A 17,901-nucleotide genomic window follows, 5' to 3' on the forward strand; every position below is an offset into this window, starting at 1 on the left:
AGCGGCGGGATCCGGACGCAAGCAGGCACTTTTGCGCCCACAGCCGACCATCCAAGATCATTTAAGGGTGACCGCCGGGCGTGTTGTCAGTGGCAGGTGCGAGGATGCCTGCAGCACGGATCTGCGGGGTCGGAGTCTCGCGGTGCGTGACGACCTGTACGGACGACGTGTCCGTGCCGGGTGGGGGGATCACAGGGCGTTTCCCCTGCCGGGCACCCCCGCGCAGAAGGGACCGCTGACGGCGATGCAGATCCGGCTGACCGTCCTCGCGCCGCGCAGCGGCCAGACCCCGGCGCGCACCTGCGACGTGCTCGTCACCGGCCCCGCCGGGACGGCGCTCGCGGCCGTCGCCTCGCAGCTGGCCTCCGCCGTGTCGGGGCCCGAGAGCTCCCAGGGCGGCGGGGCGGTCGTGCTCTTCGCGGGTCGGGAGCGGCTGGACGCGCACCGCATCGCGCTGGGCGAGCCGCCCCTGGTCGACGGAGCGGTCCTCTCGCTCCAGGTTCCCGGCGGGGACGAGGCGACGGACGACGCCGTTCCGGCCCAGTTGCACGTGGTGGCGGGGCCGGACGCGGGCGGGGTCCATCTGCTGCACGGCGGGCAGATCCGGATCGGCCGCTCCGCCGACGCGGACGTCCCGCTCGACGACCCGGACGTCTCCCGGCTGCACTGCGCGGTGACGGTCTCCGAGGACGGCCGGGTCTCGGTCGCCGACCTCGGTTCGACGAACGGCACCTCGCTGGACGGCGTCGAGGTGCTCGAACGGCCGGTCCGCCTCGCCCCCGGCGCGCTGCTGCGGCTCGGCGAGTCCGCGCTGCGCCTCACGGCGGGGTCCCGTCCGGCGACGCTGCCGACGGCCCCGGACGGCGAGGGACACCTGCGGGTGACCCGCGCCGAGGCGGGGCCGCCCGCCCCGGGCCGGGCCGGCGGTGCGCCCTTCGCCGCGCGCACCCCGGACCACGGCGGCGCGGGCTCCGGCCCCGCGTACGGCGCAGCGGCCTCCCCGTTCCCCGCTTCCCCCTCCAGCCACCTTTCACCTTCCCCTTCCCCTTCCTCCTCCCACTCCCCTTCACCGGCGTCCTCCGGGGCCCACGGCTCGTACGGGTCCTCCGGGTTCGCCGATGACGTGGCCTCCTGGCCGGAGCACGCCGAGGCCGGGCCGGGCGCGTATCCGGGTCACGACCGCTACGCCCGCGGCGAGGAGTCCGACGCCGCCCCCGCGCCCCGGCGCGGCGGCATAGGGGCCTGGGCGCGGCGTCTCACGGGCGGCGCGAAGGGCGAGCAGACGACGGGGGCCGGTGGGTCCTCCCGCACCCCCGACGCGTACGGCGACTCCCGCACCGCGGGCGATCCGGGCGGCCCGGCGGCGTACGGATCCGGGGCGGGCTCCTTCGGCTCCCCGGGCGGTTCGCCCGACCCCTCCGCCGGCTCGTCGGGGGCCGGGCACCTCGCCTCCCCGGCCTCCCCCGGCTCCCCCTTCTCCGCGCTGCCCTCCGCCCCCGAGGGCACCTGGCCCGATCCGGCCGCCGTGCTGCTGACCGCGCTCGGCCCCGGGCCCCGGCTCTGGGAGCGCCATCCGGAGCACCCGGAGGCACTGGTGGTGCGGCTCGGCACGACCGACCGGGCCGAGGTGCCCGCCGTGCCGGTGACCGTGGGGCTGCGGGAGGCCGGTTCGCTGGGGCTCGCCGGTCCGCGCGACCGGCTGGCGGGGCTGGCCCGCGCGACGGTGGCGCAGCTGGCCGCGCTGCACTCCCCGTTCGACCTGGAGATCGTCCTCATCAGCACGGACCGCTCCCGCCCGCTGGAGGAACGGCGGCGCGAGTGGTCCTGGCTGGGCTGGCTGCCGCATCTGCGCCCGACGCACGGGCAGGACTGCCGGCTGCTCCTCGCGTACGACCGTGAGCAGGCCGCCGCCCGTACGGCCGAGCTGGTGCGCCGTCTCGACGAGGGCCCGCTCGGTCCTGGCTGGCCGCATCTGGACCGGGCCGCGGTGGCCGAGGCCGCCCGCGCCCACACGGGCCCGCACACGGTGGTCGTCCTGGACGGCGACCCCGGTACGGCGATGCTGCGCGAGACCACGGCGCGGCTGGCCGGGGCGGGCGCGGCGGCCGGGATCCATCTGATCTGCCTGGCCGAGACCCCGGCCGCCTCCCCCACCTCCCCGGTGGCCGCGACGTACGAGGCCGCCTGCCGGGCCTCCATCGCCTTCCGGGAGTGCGGGGCGGTGGCGATGCTCAGCGGGGACGTCGCCACGGCGTTGCGCCTGCTGCGCACCTCGGGCGGGCAGGCGGCGGGGCACGGGACGGTGGCCGCGGTGGACGCGGTGTCGGCGGCCTGGGCCGAGCGGTTCGGACGGGGGCTGGCGCCCCTGCGCGAGGAGGGCTCGGCCGCGCTGGCGGGCCGCCCGACGACCGCGGCGCTGCCGCCGTCCGCCCGGCTGCTGGACGAGCTGGGCCTGGCCCGCGCCACACCGGCCTCGCTGATGGCCCGCTGGGCGTCCACGGCGGAGGCCCAGCCCGGCGCCTCGGCGCCCCGGGCCGGGGCGAGCGCCCCGGGCCGTTCGGAGCTGGACAGCACCGACTCCGGGCGCACTCTCAGCGCCGGCCCGCGCGTCGGCCCCCAGCGCACCACCTCCTCCTCCCCGCACAGCGCATCGGGCCGCACGCCGTATCCGGCGGCGGGCGCCCCCGACCCCGACCGCACCCCCTACCCACCGCTGGACAGCCACGACGCGGAGCGCACGCCCTACCTCGGCTCCCAGCGTTCCGGCCCGGGGCAGCGGCTCGGGCCGGGTCCCGGCGAACAGGGCGATGCCGCCGCTTCGGCGTCCGTCCAGGGCGTGCACACCGGCCGGCCGGTGCTCGTGCTCGGGGCGGGCCCCCGGGGCCCTCTCAGCGTCGATCTCGCCGACGAGGGGCCGCACCTGCTCATCGAGGGCCCTCCGGGCAGCGGCCGCACCGAGCTGCTCCGGGCCGTCGCCGCCTCGCTCGCCTCCGCGGCCCGGCCCGACCGGCTCGGCATCCTGCTCGTCGACGGCTCCGGCGGCGAGCAGGGGGAGCGCGGCGAAGGCCTGCTCCCCTGTACGGAGCTGCCGCATGTCTTCACCCACCTCGTGGCGTCCGACCCGGTCCGGATGCGGGAGTTCGCGCAGGCCCTGGGCGGCGAACTGAAGCGGCGCGCCGAGCTCCTCGGCGACCTGGACTTCACGGCCTGGCACGAGCGGTACGCCGACCAGGAGGCCTCCCCCCGCGTCGTGGGCCAGCGGCCGGCGAGCGGCTCCGAGCGCCGGGGCGACCTGGAGTCCGCGGCCAGCGGCACCCTGAGGCTGCGCTCCGTCTCCCGGTCCGCGGACCCGGGCCCGTCCCCGCTGCCCCGCCTCGTCGTCCTCGCCGACGACTTCGACGCGCTGGTCGCCCCGGCGCTCGGCAGCCCCGGCCGGCCCACCGCCGGTTCGGTGGTGCGGGCGCTGGAGGCGGTGGCCAGGGACGGCGGACGGCTCGGGGTGCACCTGGTCGCCACCTCCGCCCGCCCGGACCGCACCGAGGACACCGAGCTGGCCCGGGGCGCCCGGTTGCGCATCGTGCTGGACGCCCCGGTGCTGCCGCCGTCCCCGGACGAACCGGCTCCGGGCAGGGGCCGGCTGGGGCATCCGGACGGCCGGGTGACGCCGTTCCAGGGGGGCCGGGTCACCGGCCGTATCCCGCGTACGGCGACGCTGCGCCCCACCGTGGTCCCGCTGGAGTGGGAGCGGATGGGCGATCCGCCGACCCGGCGCCCGGTCCGGGAGCTGGGCAACGGGCCGACCGACCTGGCGCTGCTCGCCAGCGCGCTGGAGCGAGCCGCCCGATCGGTGAACGCCGAACGGCTTCCGGCGCTCGTCCCGTTCACGGCCTGACGTCGTCAACAGCCCCTTCCGTCAACGGAGTTGTCCGGGTCGAGACACCCCATAGGCCTGACATGTCGTCACGAGGCGATCACGATCATCTAGTTGCCACCACTGACGGTATTGCGGGGCCCGTGCACCGGGCGTAGGACTGTGCGCACGGACGACGTAGTCCGGGCCTGGAGACATGGCCGGGCGCGTGAGAAAGAAACGGGGCAGGAATGCGCACAACCCTTCGGATACGCAGGGCCGCACTTGTGTTTGCGGCGGTCGGCGCTCTGGCGCTCACCGGCTGCGGGGGCGACGGCGACGGCAAGAAGAAGTCGGACGACGGTTCCGGCAAGGGCACGGACAGCGCCTCCACGGTCGACCTGCCGAAGCTGGACGGGGAGGACATCTCCGTCGCCGCGGTCTGGACCGGACCCGAGCAGGCCAACTTCACCAAGGTGCTCGACGAGTTCGAGAAGCGTACGGGGGCGAACGTCACCTTCGTCCCGGCGCAGGACCCCATCATCAACTTCCTGGGAACGAAGATCGCGGGGAAGCAGCCGCCGGACGTGGCGATGATCCCGCAGGTGGGCGCGATCCAGCAGGCGGCCGCGAAGAAGTGGGCCAAGCCGGTCGGCCCCGAGGCGCGGGCCCAGCTCGGCCAGAACTACGCCAAGGTCTGGCAGGATCTCGGCGCGGTCGACGGCACCCAGTACGGCGTGTATTTCAAGGCCGCCAACAAGTCCCTGATCTGGTACAACGCCGCCGCGTTCGACAACGCGGGGGCGAGTGAGCCGAAGACCTGGAAGGACTTCCTGGCCACCGCAGAGACGGTCTCCGCCTCCGGCGTCCCCCCGGTCTCGGTGGGCGGCGCGGACGGCTGGACCCTGACCGACTGGTTCGAGAACGTCTACCTCTCCCAGGCGGGCCCGGAGAAGTACGACCAGCTGGCGAAGCACGAGATCCCGTGGACCGACCCGTCCGTGAAGGACGCGCTGACCACGCTGGCCGAGCTGTTCGGGAAGCCGGAGCTGATCGCGGGCGGCGCGGACGGGGCGCTCCAGACGGAGTTCCCGGCCTCGGTGACCCAGACCTTCACCGGGGGCGACCAGCCCAAGGGCGCGATGGTCTTCGAGGGCGACTTCGTCGCCGTCAACATCGCGCAGACCGAGGCGAAGATCGGCACGGACGCCAAGGTCTTCCCGTTCCCGGCGGTCGGCGCGGACTCCCCCGTGGTGACCGGCGGCGACGCCGCGGTGGCGCTGAAGGACACCAAGGGCGCCCAGGCGCTGCTGACCTGGCTGGCCTCCTCCGACGCGGCGAGGATCTGGGCCGAGGCGGGCGGGTTCATCTCCCCGAACAAGAGCCTGGATCCGAAGGCGTACCCGAACGACGTGCAGCGCACGATGGCCCAGGCGCTGATCGACGCCGGTGACGACGTCCGGTTCGACATGTCCGACCAGGCCCCGCAGTCGTTCGGCGGGACGCCCGGTGCGGGCGAGTGGAAGATTCTCCAGGACTTCCTGAAGAACCCGAAGGACATCGCGGGGGCCCAGAAGAAACTGGAGTCCGCAGCGGTCAAGGCGTACAAGAGCTGACGCCGTGACGACAACGACCGCGGGGGGCGCCGGAGCGGCGCCTCCCGCCGACGACACGAGTCCACGCCCGTCCCCGCCCCCGGATCCGGCGAAGTCCCGCCGGAGCGTGACCGGCACCCGCAGGGTCATCGCGGCGGCGTTCCTGCTGCCCGCGCTGGTGCTGCTCGGAGCGCTGGTGCTCTATCCGATCGGGTATTCGGTCTACCGGTCGTTCTTCGACCAGGCCGGTACGGGCTTCGCCGGGATCGACAACTACAAGGCGCTGTTCACCGACGCCACCATCCTCACGGCGGTGAAGAACAACGCGATCTGGGTGGTCTTCGCCCCGACGGTCGCCACCGCGCTCGGGCTGATCTTCGCGGTGCTGACCGAGCGGATCCGCTGGGGCACCGCGTTCAAGCTGATCGTCTTCATGCCGATGGCGATCTCGATGCTCGCGGCGGGCATCATCTTCCGGCTGGTGTACGACCAGGCTCCCGAGCGTGGTGTCGCCAACGCGGTGGCGGTGAGCGTGCACGACACGTTCAACGAGTCCTCCGGCTTCCCGAAGGCGCGCCCGCTGCCCGTGCACCCGCTGGAGAAGGGCACGGGCGGCACGTTCGTGTCCAAGGAGCCGATCCGGGCGGGCCAGCCGCTGCGGGTACCGCTGATCGGCGTGGCCCCGGCGAAGATGCCGGGCGACGCGCGGCCGGCCGAGGGCGCCCCGGCGGCCGCCGGGGACAAGATCTCCGGCACCGCCTGGCTGGACTTCACCCGGGGCGGCGGCGGGAAGCCGAACGTCGTCGACCCGAAGGAGCTGGGCCTGAAGGGCCTGAAGGTCGAGGCCGTGAAGGACGGGAAGGTCGTCGCCACGGCCACGGCGGGGGCGGACGGCGTGTTCACGCTGCCCGCGTCGGCGGACGGGGCCCAACTGCGCCTGCCCGCCGAGAACTTCCGCGAGCCGTACAACGGCGTCGACTGGCTCGGCCCGTCCCTCGTGACGCCCGGGATCATCGGCAGCTACGTGTGGATGTGGGCCGGGTTCGCGATGGTGCTGATCGCGGCGGGCCTGGCCGGTCTGCCGCGCGAGCTCCTGGAGGCGGCCCGGGTGGACGGCGCGAACGAGTGGCAGGTGTTCCGCCGGATCACGGTGCCGATGCTGGCACCGGTGCTGGCGGTGGTCCTGGTGACGCTGATGATCAACGTGCTGAAGGTCTTCGACCTGGTGTTCATCATCGCGCCGGGCTCCTCGCAGGACGACGCGAACGTGCTGGCACTCCAGCTGTACCGGTCCTCGTTCGGCACGGACGCGGACCTGGGCATCGGGAGCGCGATCGCGGTGCTTCTGCTGCTGCTGGTGATCCCGGTGATGTTGTTCAACATCCGCCGGATCCGGAAGGAGGGACGCCGATGAGCAGCGCACCGGAAGTGAACACCGCACGCATCGGCCGTCAGCGGGCGGCCTCCGGGGAGGCGGGCCCGCCCCGGGCGCCCCGGGCCAAGCAGTCCCTCGGGGCCAGGGTCGCCGCGCGCGCCGGCGGCGGGGTGATGCGGGTCTTCCTGATCCTGGTCGCCCTGTTCTGGATGATGCCCACGATCGGCCTGCTGCTGTCCTCGCTGCGCGGTCCGCAGGACATCGCGGCGACCGGCTGGTGGAAGATCTTCACCGCCCCGTCCGAGATGACCTTGGACAACTACCAGCGGCTGCTGGACAATTCGACGATCACCGGCTCGCTCGTGAGCACGATCATGATCACTGTGCCCTCCACGGTGCTGGTGGTGGTGATCGGGTCCCTCGCCGGATACGCCTTCGCCTGGATGGAGTTCCCCGGCCGCGACTGGTGGTTCCTGCTGGTCGTCGGGCTGCTCGTGGTGCCGGTGCAGGTCGCGTTGATCCCGGTCTCCGAACTCTTCGGCACCATCGGGATCTTCGAGACGACGCTCGGGGTGGTCCTGTTCCACACCGCGTTCGGCCTACCGTTCGCGATCTTCCTGTTGCGGAACTTCTTCGCGGAGATCCCCCGCGAACTGCTGGAGGCCGCCCGGCTCGACGGGGCGGGCGAGATCCGGCTCTTCGCCCGGGTCGTGATGCCGCTGGGCGGTCCGGCGATCGCCTCGCTCGGGATCTTCCAGTTCCTGTGGGTGTGGAACGACATGCTGGTCGCGCTGATCTTCGCGGACTCCGAGTCGCCGCCGATCACCGTGGCGCTCCAGCAGCAGGTACGCCAGTTCGGCAACAACATCGACGTGCTGGCACCCGGCGCGTTCGTGTCGATGGTGATCCCGCTGGTGGTGTTCTTCGCCTTCCAGCGGCAGTTCGTCACCGGCGTGATGGCGGGCTCGGTCAAGTAGCCCTCGCCATCGGGCCGTACGCCCACGAAGGCGTACGGCTGTACGTCAACCCGGAGCGGCCCGGTTCCCCGGAACCGGGCCGCTTCGCCGTGTACTTCCCCCGAATGCCACGTCCGGCGTAACCCTGTCATTCCATCCGACGTTTGCGGGCCACCTGGTTCCCGCGAACGACCCATGGATGTGTAGTGCCCCGGTTCAGTGTCATCGTGCCCGCATTCCGGGTCCAGGCGTATCTGCACGCGTGTCTGGATTCCGTGCTGACCCAGTCCTTCAAGGACTACGAGATCATCGTGGTCGACGACTGCTCCCCCGACGCCTGCGGACCGATCGCCGACGAGTACGCCCGCCGGGACCCCCGCGTCACCGCACTGCACCTGCCCCGCAACATCGGCCTGGGACCGGCCCGCAACGCCGGGATGGGCCGGGCGGTCGGCGACTACCTGATCTTCCTCGACGGCGACGACACACTGCTGCCGGACGCGCTCCAGACCATCGCCGACCGGATCGGGACGACCGGCGAGCCCGACGTCCTGATGTACGACTACGCCCGCACGTACTGGACCGGCCGCAGCGTGCGCAACGTCCTGGCCGTCCACCTCGACGAGAGCGGCCCCGCCCGCTTCCGCCTCACCGACCGCCCCGAGCTGCTGCAACTCCTCATGGTCGTCTGGAACAAGGCGTACCGCCGCACGTTCGTCGAGGCCGAGGGGTTCACCTTCCCGCCCGGCTACTACGAGGACACCCCCTGGACGTACCCGGTGCTGATGTCCGCCGGGTCCATCGCGGTGCTGGACGCGGTCTGCGTCTCCTACCGGCAGCGGCGGCGCGGCAACATCCTCTCCACCACGAGCGAGAAGCACTTCGACGTCTTCGACCAGTACGACCGGGTCTTCGCGTTCATCGACTCCCGCCCCGAACTCGCCCTGTGGCGGCCGGTGATATTCCGCCGCATGCTGGACCACTTCTCGGCGCTCTTCGCCTCCCGGGACCGGCTGCCGCTCCACAGCCGCGCCGCGTTCTTCCGCCGGGCGACCGCGTCCTGCCGCCGCTATCACACCCCCGGCGCTCCGGTCCCCCGCCGCGCGCTGCTGCGCCACGGGCTGCTGCGGCTCGGCGCGCGGCGCACCTACCGGGCCCTCTCGGCGGCCCAGCGCATCGGCGGCCAACTGCGCCGGGGTTCGAGCGCCGTGCGCCGGGCGGTGCGGGGCGCGGTGCTCCGGGCGCACTACCTGATCCAGTTGCGGCTGCCGCTGCGGTCCCGGGACGCGGTGTTCGCCGCCCGGGGCGGCCCGGGGTACGCGGGCAGCCCGGCGGCGATCGAGGCGAAGGTCCGCGAACTGGTCCCGGGGGTGCGGACGGCCTGGATCTGCCGGCCCGCGGACGCCCACACCGTGCCGACCGGCACCCGGCATCTCGCGCCCGGCACCCTCGCCCACTGGACGGCGCTGGCCCGCTCGACATACCTGGTGAACGACGCGCCCTTCGACCGGAGGCTGGTCAAGCGCCGGGGCCAGATCCTGCTCCAGACGCACGAGGGCACTCCGCTGCGGACCGTGGGCACCGATCTGCTGGACCGGCCCGCCGCCGCCCGGGGCACCGACTTCGAGCAGTTGCTGCGCTCCGTCGACACCTGGGACTTCTCCCTCTCGGCGAACCCGCACTCCACCCTCGTACGGGAGCGGGCCTACCCGTCCGCGTACACGACGCTGGAGTACGGCTCACCGCGCAACGACGTGTACCACCGCACCGGCCCGGCCGATGTGGCGCGGCTGCGCGAGACGCTGGGGATCCCGGCGGGCTGCACGGCCCTGCTCCACGCCCCGACGCACCGCGACTACCGGCGCGTCCAGCGGCCCGCCCTGGACCTGGAGCGGCTGATCCGGGTGCTGGGCCCGCAGTTCGTGATCCTGTCCAGGACGCCTCTCCCCGCTGGCCCGGGGGGCGTCCGCCGGGTTCCGCATCCCCGGATCATCGACGTCAGCACGCACCGGTCGGTGGAGACCCTGGCGCTCGTCTCGGACGCCCTGATCACCGACTACGCGTCGCTGATGTTCGACTACGTCAACCTGGACCGCCCGGTCGTGCTGCACCTCGACGACATCGAGGCGTGCGAGGCGGCCCGGGGCACGTACTTCGACATCACGACGTTCCCGCCCGGCATCGTGGCCCGGAGCCAGGACGAGCTGTTCGACATCTTCGCCACGGACCACTGGCGGGGCTCCCGCTCGGCGCAGCTGCGGGCCGCGTTCCGGGCCCGGTTCTGTCCGTACGACGACGGATGCGCCGCCGAGCGGGTGGTGCGCCGGGTCTTCCTCGGCGAGACGGACGGGCGGCCGACGCCGTCCCCGGCCCGCCGGACGCCCGCCGCCCTGCCGTCCCAGGAGCAGACCGGGGCCGGCGTCGGGAGCTGAGCCGGCCGCCGGGCCGGCTCAGCGTTCCAGGAACGCGAACAGCTCTTCCCAGCGGCGCAGGGTCTCCGGCTCGGAGAACCGCTGCACGCCGGACCGGGCCCGCGCGCCCATCGCGTCGCGCAGCCGGGGGTTGCCGGTGAGCCGCAGCAGCCGGTCGGCGAGGGCGGCGATGTCCCCGGCGGGGGCCAGGAGCCCGTCCTCGCCGTCCCGGACGATCTCCCGCACCCCGGGCGCGCAGTCGAAGGCGGCGCAGGGCACTCCACTGGCCATCGCCTCGAGCAGCGCGAGGGGGAAGCCCTCGCCCCGGGAGGACTGGACGAAGACGGAGGCCTCCGCGAGGGCCCCCTCGACGTCGTCGGTGCGGCCCATCCACCGGACCGATCCGTCGAGGCCGAGCCGGGTGCACTGCGCCTTCAGCGCGGCCTCGTCCTCGCCCGCCCCGTACACGCGCAGCTCCCAGTCCGGGCGGGCCGGGGCGACCAGGGCCCAGGTGTCCAGGAGCAGATCGATGCCCTTCTGGTCGCTGAGCCGGCCGATGGCGGCGACGGTCCTCGCGGTGCGCGGGGAGGGCGACGCGGGGAGGCGGGAGAGGGCGTTGGGCAGGAAGCCGACGTTGTTCATGCCGTCGCCGGCCCACTGGTCGGCGTCCTCCTCGGTGAGGACGAGCCAGTGGTCGAGGTTCCTGTAGTGGTTCTTGATCCAGCGGTAGCGGTGGCTCGCGCGGGAGTAGTCGTAGGACTCGTGGCTCATCCCGATGACCCGCAGGCCGGTGGTGTCGGCCTCGCCGACCCACTCCATCGCCCAGACCTGGGTGACGATGACGACCGCGCCGGGGCCGGCGGTCGCGAAGATCTCCGAGAGCCGCCCGACCGCCTGCTTCTTGGCGGCGACCCGGGCCGCCTCACCACGCCTGCTGGGGACGCGGAAGCGGTCGCGGACGCCGTGGGGCGTCCAGGGGGTCGGGGGGTGGGCCGGGTAGAGGGCGGTGACGGGGTGGCCGGGCTGCTCGGGCAGGGCCATCTTCAGGTCGGCGGCGTGGATGCCGATGGCGTGGACCCGGTGGCCCCGGCCCGCCAGGAGGCGCGCGGTCTGGTACATCCAGCCGGTGACGCCGCCGAGTTCGTCGGTGCTGTTGGAGACGATGAAGATGTCGCGGCTCATCGGCCGGCCCCCCGGTCGTGGTCGGTGGTGCGGTGGGCGTCCCGGGAGGATCCGGGGGCGAAGACGGCGGCGACGGTGCGGCGGGCCGCGTCGCCCCGGTCGTAGCGGCCGAACTGTTCGGCGAAGGACCGGCGTCGTTCGGCGTACCGGGTGTCGGACTTCTTCAGCTCCGCGAGGGCGGCGAACAGCTCGTCCGGGGTCTCGGTCACCGGTCCGGGGGCCTTCTCCCGCAGGTCGAAGTAGCTGCCGCGCTGATCCGCGTACGCGTCGAGGTCGGGGGCGAACAGCACGACGGGCCGGTCCAGGAGCGCGAAGTCGAACATGATGGAGGAGTAGTCGGTGACCAGCACGTCGGTGAGGGCGAGGAGTTCGCTGACGTCGTGGTGGCGCGAGACGTCGACGACGGTTCCGGGCGGGCAGACGGGAAGCCGGGCGGACTCCAGGTAGTGGGACCGGACGAGCAGCGTGTGGGTGTCGCCGAACCGCTCCGCGAACTCCCGTACGTCCAGCGGGAGCCGGCTCTTTCGCTGTCTGCCGGGGCCGCCCCGGAAGGTCGGCGCGTACAGCACGGTCTTCTTGTGGTCGTCCAGCCCGAGCTCCCGGGCGAGCGGCGGGCGGGGCAGCCGCCCCTCGGTCTCGGACCGGGTGCGCTCGGCGACCAGGGCGTCGTTGCGCGGGTAGCCGGTGCGCAGGAGCCGTTCCTCGGGCAGCAGGTAGGCGCGGGCGAGGGTGTGCACGTCGTGTTCGGAGCGGACGAGGAAGTGGTCGAAGCGGTCCACGGCCTGCTGGAGCCGTTCGCGCCGGGGGGCGTTCTGGAGGCGTACGCGTCGCTCGTCGAAGCCCATGCGCTTGTACGCGGATCCGTGCCAGGTCTGGAGGTAGGTGGTGTGCCGGGGCTTGCGCAGATGCTGCGGGAAGCCCTGGTTGTCGACCCAGTACTCGGCGCGGGCCAGCGCCCACAGATAGCGCCAGGACCAGCGGCGTACGAGGCGGGCGTCGCCCGGGAAGCCGGCCGGGGAGGGGTCGTAGGACCAGGTGGCGTGCAGTTTCAGGCCCTGGCGGCGGATCTCCTCGTACAGGGCGCGCGGGCTGTCGCCGTAGCAGGTGCCCATGTGGCTCTCGAAGACGACGGAGCCCCGGCGCACGGGGAGCCGGGTGAGCCAGGTGTTGTAGGCGGGGGCCTTGAAGCCCCGGGAGCGGTAGCGGTCCAGGCGCTTGCGCAGGGCCCGGACGAGGAGTTTCGCCTTGCGGGCGGGCCGGAAGCGGGTGGCGTAGCGGATCAGGCGGTGGGCGGTGCGGGCCGGGCGGCGGCGGGCGGTCAGCCGGAGCGCGAAGTGGTCCTTGAGCGTGATGTAGGGCTCCCAGGCGTCCCCGGCGAGCCGCCCGAGCCGGGGCCGGGCGGGCAGGCGGCCCGCGTCGGACGTGAGGTCCTGCGGAGCGAAGAGATCGCTGACGGACCGGGGCCCGTCGGGGCCGTCGGTCCGTACGGTCAGCCGCGCGTCCCACGCCGTGTCGCGTACGCCCACGGGGCGCAGGCGGCGCGCGACGTCGGCCCGCGCCCGCCAGATGATCCCGTTCCCGTCGTGCCGGACCTCCTCGACCGGGAACGCGACGGCGCGCGCCCCGCCCCGGGCCCGGAACTCCAGGGTGGCGGCGAGCGGGGCGTCGGGGGCGGGTCCGCTGTGGCCGGGCAGCACGAGGCGGCCCTCGAGCAGCAGGCGGCCGTTCTCGACGGTGGCGCGGGTGAGCCGGTTCATCAGCCGCAGCTCGCCGAACGGGCGGTGCTGGTAGCCGAGTTCGGTGATGTCGACGGCCGGCCCCGATAGGTCGCCGCCCCAGGTCACCCGCCCGTCCGCGCCCGTCGTCAGCGGCGCGCACACGGTGGCGGGCCGGCTCAGCGCGTACGCCGCCGCGAGGACGCCTTCGGCGTCGCCCCGGGCCAGCAGGCTCACGGCGACCCGCTCCAGCGGCGGGAGGCCCACCGGGTTGGGCTGGTTGGCCGGGTTCGGCTGGTCCGGCGGGTTGGCCGGGTTGGGCGGGAACGCGTCGGTCAGTACGCGGGCGGCGGCTGCGGCGACCCGGGCGCGGCGCGCGGCGGGCAGCTGGGGGAAGGACCGGGCGAGCGGCACCAGGTGATCGCGGGCGAACGCCCTCTCCCGTGCCTCGCGCAGCTCGGGCAGCCCGTGCGCGAGGAGGGTGTTGGCGACCCGGCGGTGGGCCTCGACCAGGGCGGCGAGGTCGCGGGCCCGGTCGGGGACGGCCCGGCCGCTCACGATGAGGCGGCGGACCAGGGCGATCCGGCCGACCGTGGCGGCGGCCAGCGGGCCGAACAGGATCTCGCCGTACGTCAGGTCCTCCTCGTACCGCAGCCCGTGCCGCCTGGCGGCCTCGCGGCGCAGGCAGAATCCGGTCACCAGGGCGTCCCTGACGACGAGTTCGGGGGCCTCGGTGAAGCGGGTGAGGGTGCGGGAGCGGGCGTACAGCTCACCCTGCCAGGAAGGCTCCCGCTCCTTGCCGCTCTCGTCGGCGATCCGGCTCCAGCGGCCCGCGATCAGGTCGGCGCGGCTGCTCTCGCCCGCCTGCCAGAGGTTGCGGCAGGCGTGCCGCTGGAGGCGTTCGCCCCCGGTCAGCACCAGGACGTAGCGACCGCTCGCCGCGTCCAGGCCCGCGTTGCGCAGGGCCCCGGTGGTGCGGGCGGCCGGGTCGGCGTGGACCAGGCGGACCCGGTCGGGGGCGCGGTCGGCGAGGGTGCGGGCGGCGGTGCGGACGGCCGGGTCGGCGGTGGCGGCGAGGACCACGACGGCCTCGGCGGCGCGCAGCGACTGGTCGAGGACGGACTCCACGGAGCCGCGCAGGGCGTCGGCGGGGGCGGGCCCCGCACCCTCCCCACCACCGGTGATCACACAGCTGAAGTCGCTCATGCCTGCTCCCTCTTGAGCATCCGGTCGACGACCCCGGCGGCGGCGGTCCCGTCGTCGAGGTCGCAGAACGCCTCGCGGAACCGCTCGTAGGCCTCCCGGTGCCCGGCGGTGGCGGCCTCCGGGTCGCGCAGGGCGGCCACGATCCCGGCGGAGTCGGGGATCAGGGGGCCCGGGGCGCGGCGCTCGAAGTCGAAGCAGAAGCCGCGCAGGGTGTCGCGGTAGTGGGCCAGGTCGTAGGTGTGGAAGAGCATCGGACGGCCGGTCTGCGCGAAGTCGAACATGATCGAGGAGTAGTCGGTGACCAGGACGTCGCTGATGAGCAGCAGCTCGGCGACGTCGGGGTGGCGCGAGACGTCCCGGACGACATCGGTGTCGGGGACGCTGCCGCCGACGAGGTAGTGGCGGCGGACCAGCAGGACATGGTCCTCGCCCAGGGCCTCCACCGCTTGTTCCAGGTCGAGTTGGAGGTCGAGTCCGTAGCGCCCGCCCTGTTTGGGGCGGTCGTCGCGCCAGGTGGGGGCGTACAGGACGACGCGCCGCCCCTCGGGGATCGCGAGCCGTTCGCGTACGGCGGCGGCGGTCTCGGCCCGGTCGGGCGCGTACAGCAGGTCGTTGCGCGGGTAGCCGCACTCCAGGACCTCGCCCGAGTAGCCGAAGGCGCGGCGCAGGACGGGGGTGGAGAAGCTGTTCGGGGAGACCAGCACGCTCCACTGGGCGGCCCGGTGCTCCATGGACGCCATGTACGCGGCATCCGCGTGCGGGGTGCCCGCGAGGTCGCGGCCGATGCGCTTGAGCGGGGTGCCGTGCCAGGTCTGGACGACGCACTGGCCCTCGGCCCGCTCGAACCATCCGGGCAGGTGGGTGTTGGTGACGACCCAGCGGCTGCGGGCCAGCGCCTCGTACCAGGCGGGGCTGTGCAGCGCGACGGGGCGGACGCCGTCGGGCACGGTCGCCTGCTGGTCGCGCACCACCCACAGGTGCTCGATGTCCCGTCCCCGTGCGGCGAGTTCGCGGTGGATGGCACGGGGCGAGTCGGAGTGCTGGCGGCCGTCGAAGCTGGAGTAGAGGACGGCCGGGCGCAGTTCGTCCACCGTGGAGGCACGCAGTTCGGCGTACCGCTCGCGCTGGATCCGCTGCCCGTACGCTCCCCGGGAACCCGGCGCGAGAGCGCTGCCGGACTCCAGGACGAGCCGGTCGTGGTGACGGCGCTGGAGCGTGAAGTTCCGTCCGCCCGCGTGCTGTTGTCGGGGCAGGCCGTGATGCAGCGGGGTGCTCAGGCGCAGCGGCCGGTACGCCTCCGGGTCCCGCTCCCCCGGGGCGCGCAGGAAGAGGTACCAGCGTCCCTCGGCGAGCGGCAGCGCCCCGCCGGGCCCCTGGACGGCGGCGGGTGCGATCACGGCCCGGAAGCCGCCGCCCTCGCCCCGCTCCAGGCCGAGGACGGTCTCCTCCTGGTGGCCGCTGTGCCGCAGGACGAGTTCCCGGGAAGCGCCCGTGGGTTCGGGGTACACACCTTCGAGGATCAGCTCGCCCGACTCCGCCCAGGCGGCGGAGGTGACGACGGGCTGGACGGGCCGGTCGGTGAGCACGAGGTCGCCCGAGGGGTTGGGGGCCGCGTACAGCTCACGGCCGCCGGGCAGCGGATAGCGCCCGTCCTGGCCGTCGGTCCGGGCCGCCACCGTCAACGCCGTGCCATCACCGACGAGTTGGACGCCCCAGATATCGTCCTCTCCCCGGAAGACGTCGAGCGGGATCTCGGCCGCCCGGGAGCCGAGCGAGCCGCGCAGGGCGAACTCCCGGGTCTCCTTGGTGCGCCACTCGGTGAGCCTGAGGGCGACCGGCCCTGCGTCGCCGAGGACCTGCACCTCCAGGCGCACGCTGTCCTCGCCGGCCGACTGGCCGGTCAGGACGGCCGCGACGCGTTCGACGCGCAGCTCCAGCTTGTTGCCGGACAGGACGGGGACGATACGGGTCCGCTCGTCGGTGTACGTCACCGCGGGCGGGGCCGGGGTGCCGACGAGCCGCAGCGGGCCGCGGCGCGGCCGGCCCGCGCCGATGACGAGGACCTCCGGCTTCCAGGTCGTACGACCGCCCCCGCCACTGCCCCTGCCCTTGCCCTTGCCCTTGCCTTTCCCCTGAGCAGTGAGTCGGCGCGGGTCGATGACGGCCTCGAACCCGGCGCGGTCGTAGCGGTGCAGGGAGCGGTCGGAGCGGTCGGTGGCCTCGTCGCCCGGGACCGGGCGGGTCCGCAGGGGGATCAGCCGCTTCCCGGAGCGCAGCCAGCCGAGCCGGACCGGTCCGCCCGGGGCGTTGCGCACGTAGGCGTGGCCGGTCAGGTGCAGCAGCCCGTCCCGCCAGACGGCCTCGGTGAGGTGGGCGTGGACGGGGAGATCGGCGGAGGCCAGGGCGGTCGTGGCGGGCGGCAGCGGGTCGCGGACGGCGGGGTGCTGGGCGCGGGGGCGGAGCAGTCCGGTGACGTGGAAGGTGTCCCGGTCCTTCTTCTCGTCGGCGAGCAGGGCGAGGAGTTCGGGCAGCCGGCGTTCGCGGATGAGCTGCCACTTGACCCGCAGATGCAGGGGCAGTCCGGCGAGAACATCGGGTTCGACGGTGGCGGCGAACGCGCCCGCGTGCTCCAGGAACGCCTCGTGGAACTCCGCGTCGCCGCCCGCGAGCGCCTCGATGAACAGCCACAGGTCGCCGGAGAGCGCGTGGGCGTCGTAGCGGCGTTTGGCCTCCGTCAGGTCGGGCCGGCCCGCGAGGAAGCGGCTGACGGTGGTGACGGCGGTGACCCGGTCGCGGATGCCCCGGGGCACGGCCCGCCGGGTGGTGATCGAGCCGTCGCGGTCGCGCCAGTGGTAGACGGGCTCCTCGACGACGTCGACCGAGCGGGCCAGGAAGTGGGCGGGCAGGACGACGGCGATGTCCTCGTACAGCACCCCGGTGGGGAAGGCGAAGGTGTGCTCGTCCCAGAAGGTGCGGCGGAAGACCTTGTTGCAGGCGATGCGGTCGCCGAGCAGGATCCAGTCCCGGGTGACGTGGGTGGCCGCGCGGGCCTTCTCCATGGGTTTGCGGAACATCGGGGACTGCTCGAGATCCCCGTTGGCCCGCAGCCTGAGCACGTTGCCGGTGGCGAAGTCGGAGTCCGACCGGTCGAGTTCGGCCAGCATCCGGGCGTACGCGCCGGACGGCACGACGTCGTCACTGTCGACGAACGTCAGGAACTCCGCGCCGGGATGGGCCTCACGGACCCCGGCGTTGCGGGCCGCGCCGAGCCCGGCGTTCTCCTGCCGGACCAGCCGGAAGCGCGGGTCGCGGTCCGCGAACTCCTGCGCCATTGCCGGTCCGTTGTCCGTCGAGCCGTCGTCGACGAGGACGACCTCCAGGTCCGGCATGGTCTGTTCGGCGAGCGAGGACAGGCAGGCACCGAGGTACTCCTCGACGTTGTAGAGGGGGACGACGACGGTGAGACGGGGTGCCATCGCGGCGCACGATCCTTCCGGGCGGACGACATCGGGGGTCAATGAGCGTCGGGGAGACGGGTACGGGTTCGGGTTCGGTCGGGTTCGACTGCGGGATCGGCTGCGGGTTCGACTGCGGGTTCGTCTTCGGTTTCG

Annotated in this window: 8 protein-coding genes; 5 read left to right on the forward strand and 3 right to left on the reverse strand. The window is 73.8% G+C overall.

Features of this window, described 5'->3' with window-relative positions:
• Positions 1-244 precede the first annotated feature (244 nt).
• From ACH4UK_RS06685 to ACH4UK_RS06705, 5 genes are all read left to right on the forward strand, one after another.
• The gene (locus ACH4UK_RS06685) at positions 245-3,892 is read left to right on the forward strand and encodes an FHA domain-containing protein (protein ID WP_398354864.1); all 3,648 of its coding nucleotides are present in this window, start codon (positions 245-247) and stop codon (positions 3,890-3,892) included.
• A gap of 209 nt (positions 3,893-4,101) precedes the next feature.
• Positions 4,102-5,466 carry an ABC transporter substrate-binding protein gene (locus ACH4UK_RS06690; protein ID WP_398354865.1) on the forward strand — a complete coding sequence of 455 codons (1,365 nt, stop codon included), beginning with the start codon at positions 4,102-4,104 and terminating at the stop codon, positions 5,464-5,466.
• A 106-nt stretch (positions 5,467-5,572) separates the two neighbouring features.
• Positions 5,573-6,859 carry a carbohydrate ABC transporter permease gene (locus ACH4UK_RS06695; RefSeq protein ID WP_398354945.1) on the forward strand — a complete coding sequence of 429 codons (1,287 nt, stop codon included), beginning with the start codon at positions 5,573-5,575 and terminating at the stop codon, positions 6,857-6,859.
• On the forward strand, positions 6,856-7,797 hold the full coding sequence (locus ACH4UK_RS06700) for a carbohydrate ABC transporter permease (RefSeq protein ID WP_398354866.1): 942 nt from the start codon (positions 6,856-6,858) through the stop codon (positions 7,795-7,797). The genes ACH4UK_RS06695 and ACH4UK_RS06700 overlap by 4 nt, the downstream gene beginning before the upstream one ends.
• 185 nt (positions 7,798-7,982) lie before the next feature.
• A complete protein-coding gene (locus ACH4UK_RS06705; RefSeq protein ID WP_398354867.1) occupies positions 7,983-10,208 on the forward strand; it encodes a CDP-glycerol glycerophosphotransferase family protein in 2,226 nt (741 codons plus the stop codon).
• Positions 10,209-10,226: 18 nt separating this feature from the next.
• On the opposite strand, the gene ACH4UK_RS06710 is transcribed toward ACH4UK_RS06705, so the two are convergent.
• From ACH4UK_RS06710 to ACH4UK_RS06720, 3 genes are read right to left on the reverse strand one after another with little or no spacing between them, the layout of a single operon-like run.
• On the reverse strand, positions 10,227-11,369 hold the full coding sequence (locus tag ACH4UK_RS06710) for a glycosyltransferase (RefSeq protein WP_398354868.1): 1,143 nt from the start codon (positions 11,367-11,369) through the stop codon (positions 10,227-10,229).
• Complete coding sequence (locus tag ACH4UK_RS06715) at positions 11,366-14,290, reverse strand: CDP-glycerol glycerophosphotransferase family protein (protein ID WP_398354869.1); 2,925 nt, start codon at positions 14,288-14,290, stop codon at positions 11,366-11,368. The genes ACH4UK_RS06710 and ACH4UK_RS06715 overlap by 4 nt, the downstream gene beginning before the upstream one ends.
• On the reverse strand, positions 14,287-17,766 hold the full coding sequence (locus ACH4UK_RS06720) for a CDP-glycerol glycerophosphotransferase family protein (protein WP_398354870.1): 3,480 nt from the start codon (positions 17,764-17,766) through the stop codon (positions 14,287-14,289). Before ACH4UK_RS06720 ends, ACH4UK_RS06715 begins: the two co-directional genes overlap by 4 nt.
• Positions 17,767-17,901 lie beyond the last annotated feature (135 nt).

This window comes from Streptomyces sp. NPDC020884, assembly GCF_044333935.1.
Taxonomy (GTDB): Bacteria; Actinomycetota; Actinomycetes; order Streptomycetales; family Streptomycetaceae; genus Streptomyces.

Coding starts and splice junctions, on each gene's coding strand:
- ACH4UK_RS06720 (WP_398354870.1), bottom strand. CDS start 17,766: ATGGCACCCCGTCTCACCGTCGTCGTCCCCCTCTACAACGTCGAGGAG.
- ACH4UK_RS06690 (WP_398354865.1), top strand. CDS start 4,102: ATGCGCACAACCCTTCGGATACGCAGGGCCGCACTTGTGTTTGCGGCG.
- ACH4UK_RS06685 (WP_398354864.1), top strand. CDS start 245: ATGCAGATCCGGCTGACCGTCCTCGCGCCGCGCAGCGGCCAGACCCCG.
- ACH4UK_RS06700 (WP_398354866.1), top strand. CDS start 6,856: ATGAGCAGCGCACCGGAAGTGAACACCGCACGCATCGGCCGTCAGCGG.
- ACH4UK_RS06710 (WP_398354868.1), bottom strand. CDS start 11,369: ATGAGCCGCGACATCTTCATCGTCTCCAACAGCACCGACGAACTCGGC.
- ACH4UK_RS06715 (WP_398354869.1), bottom strand. CDS start 14,290: ATGAGCGACTTCAGCTGTGTGATCACCGGTGGTGGGGAGGGTGCGGGG.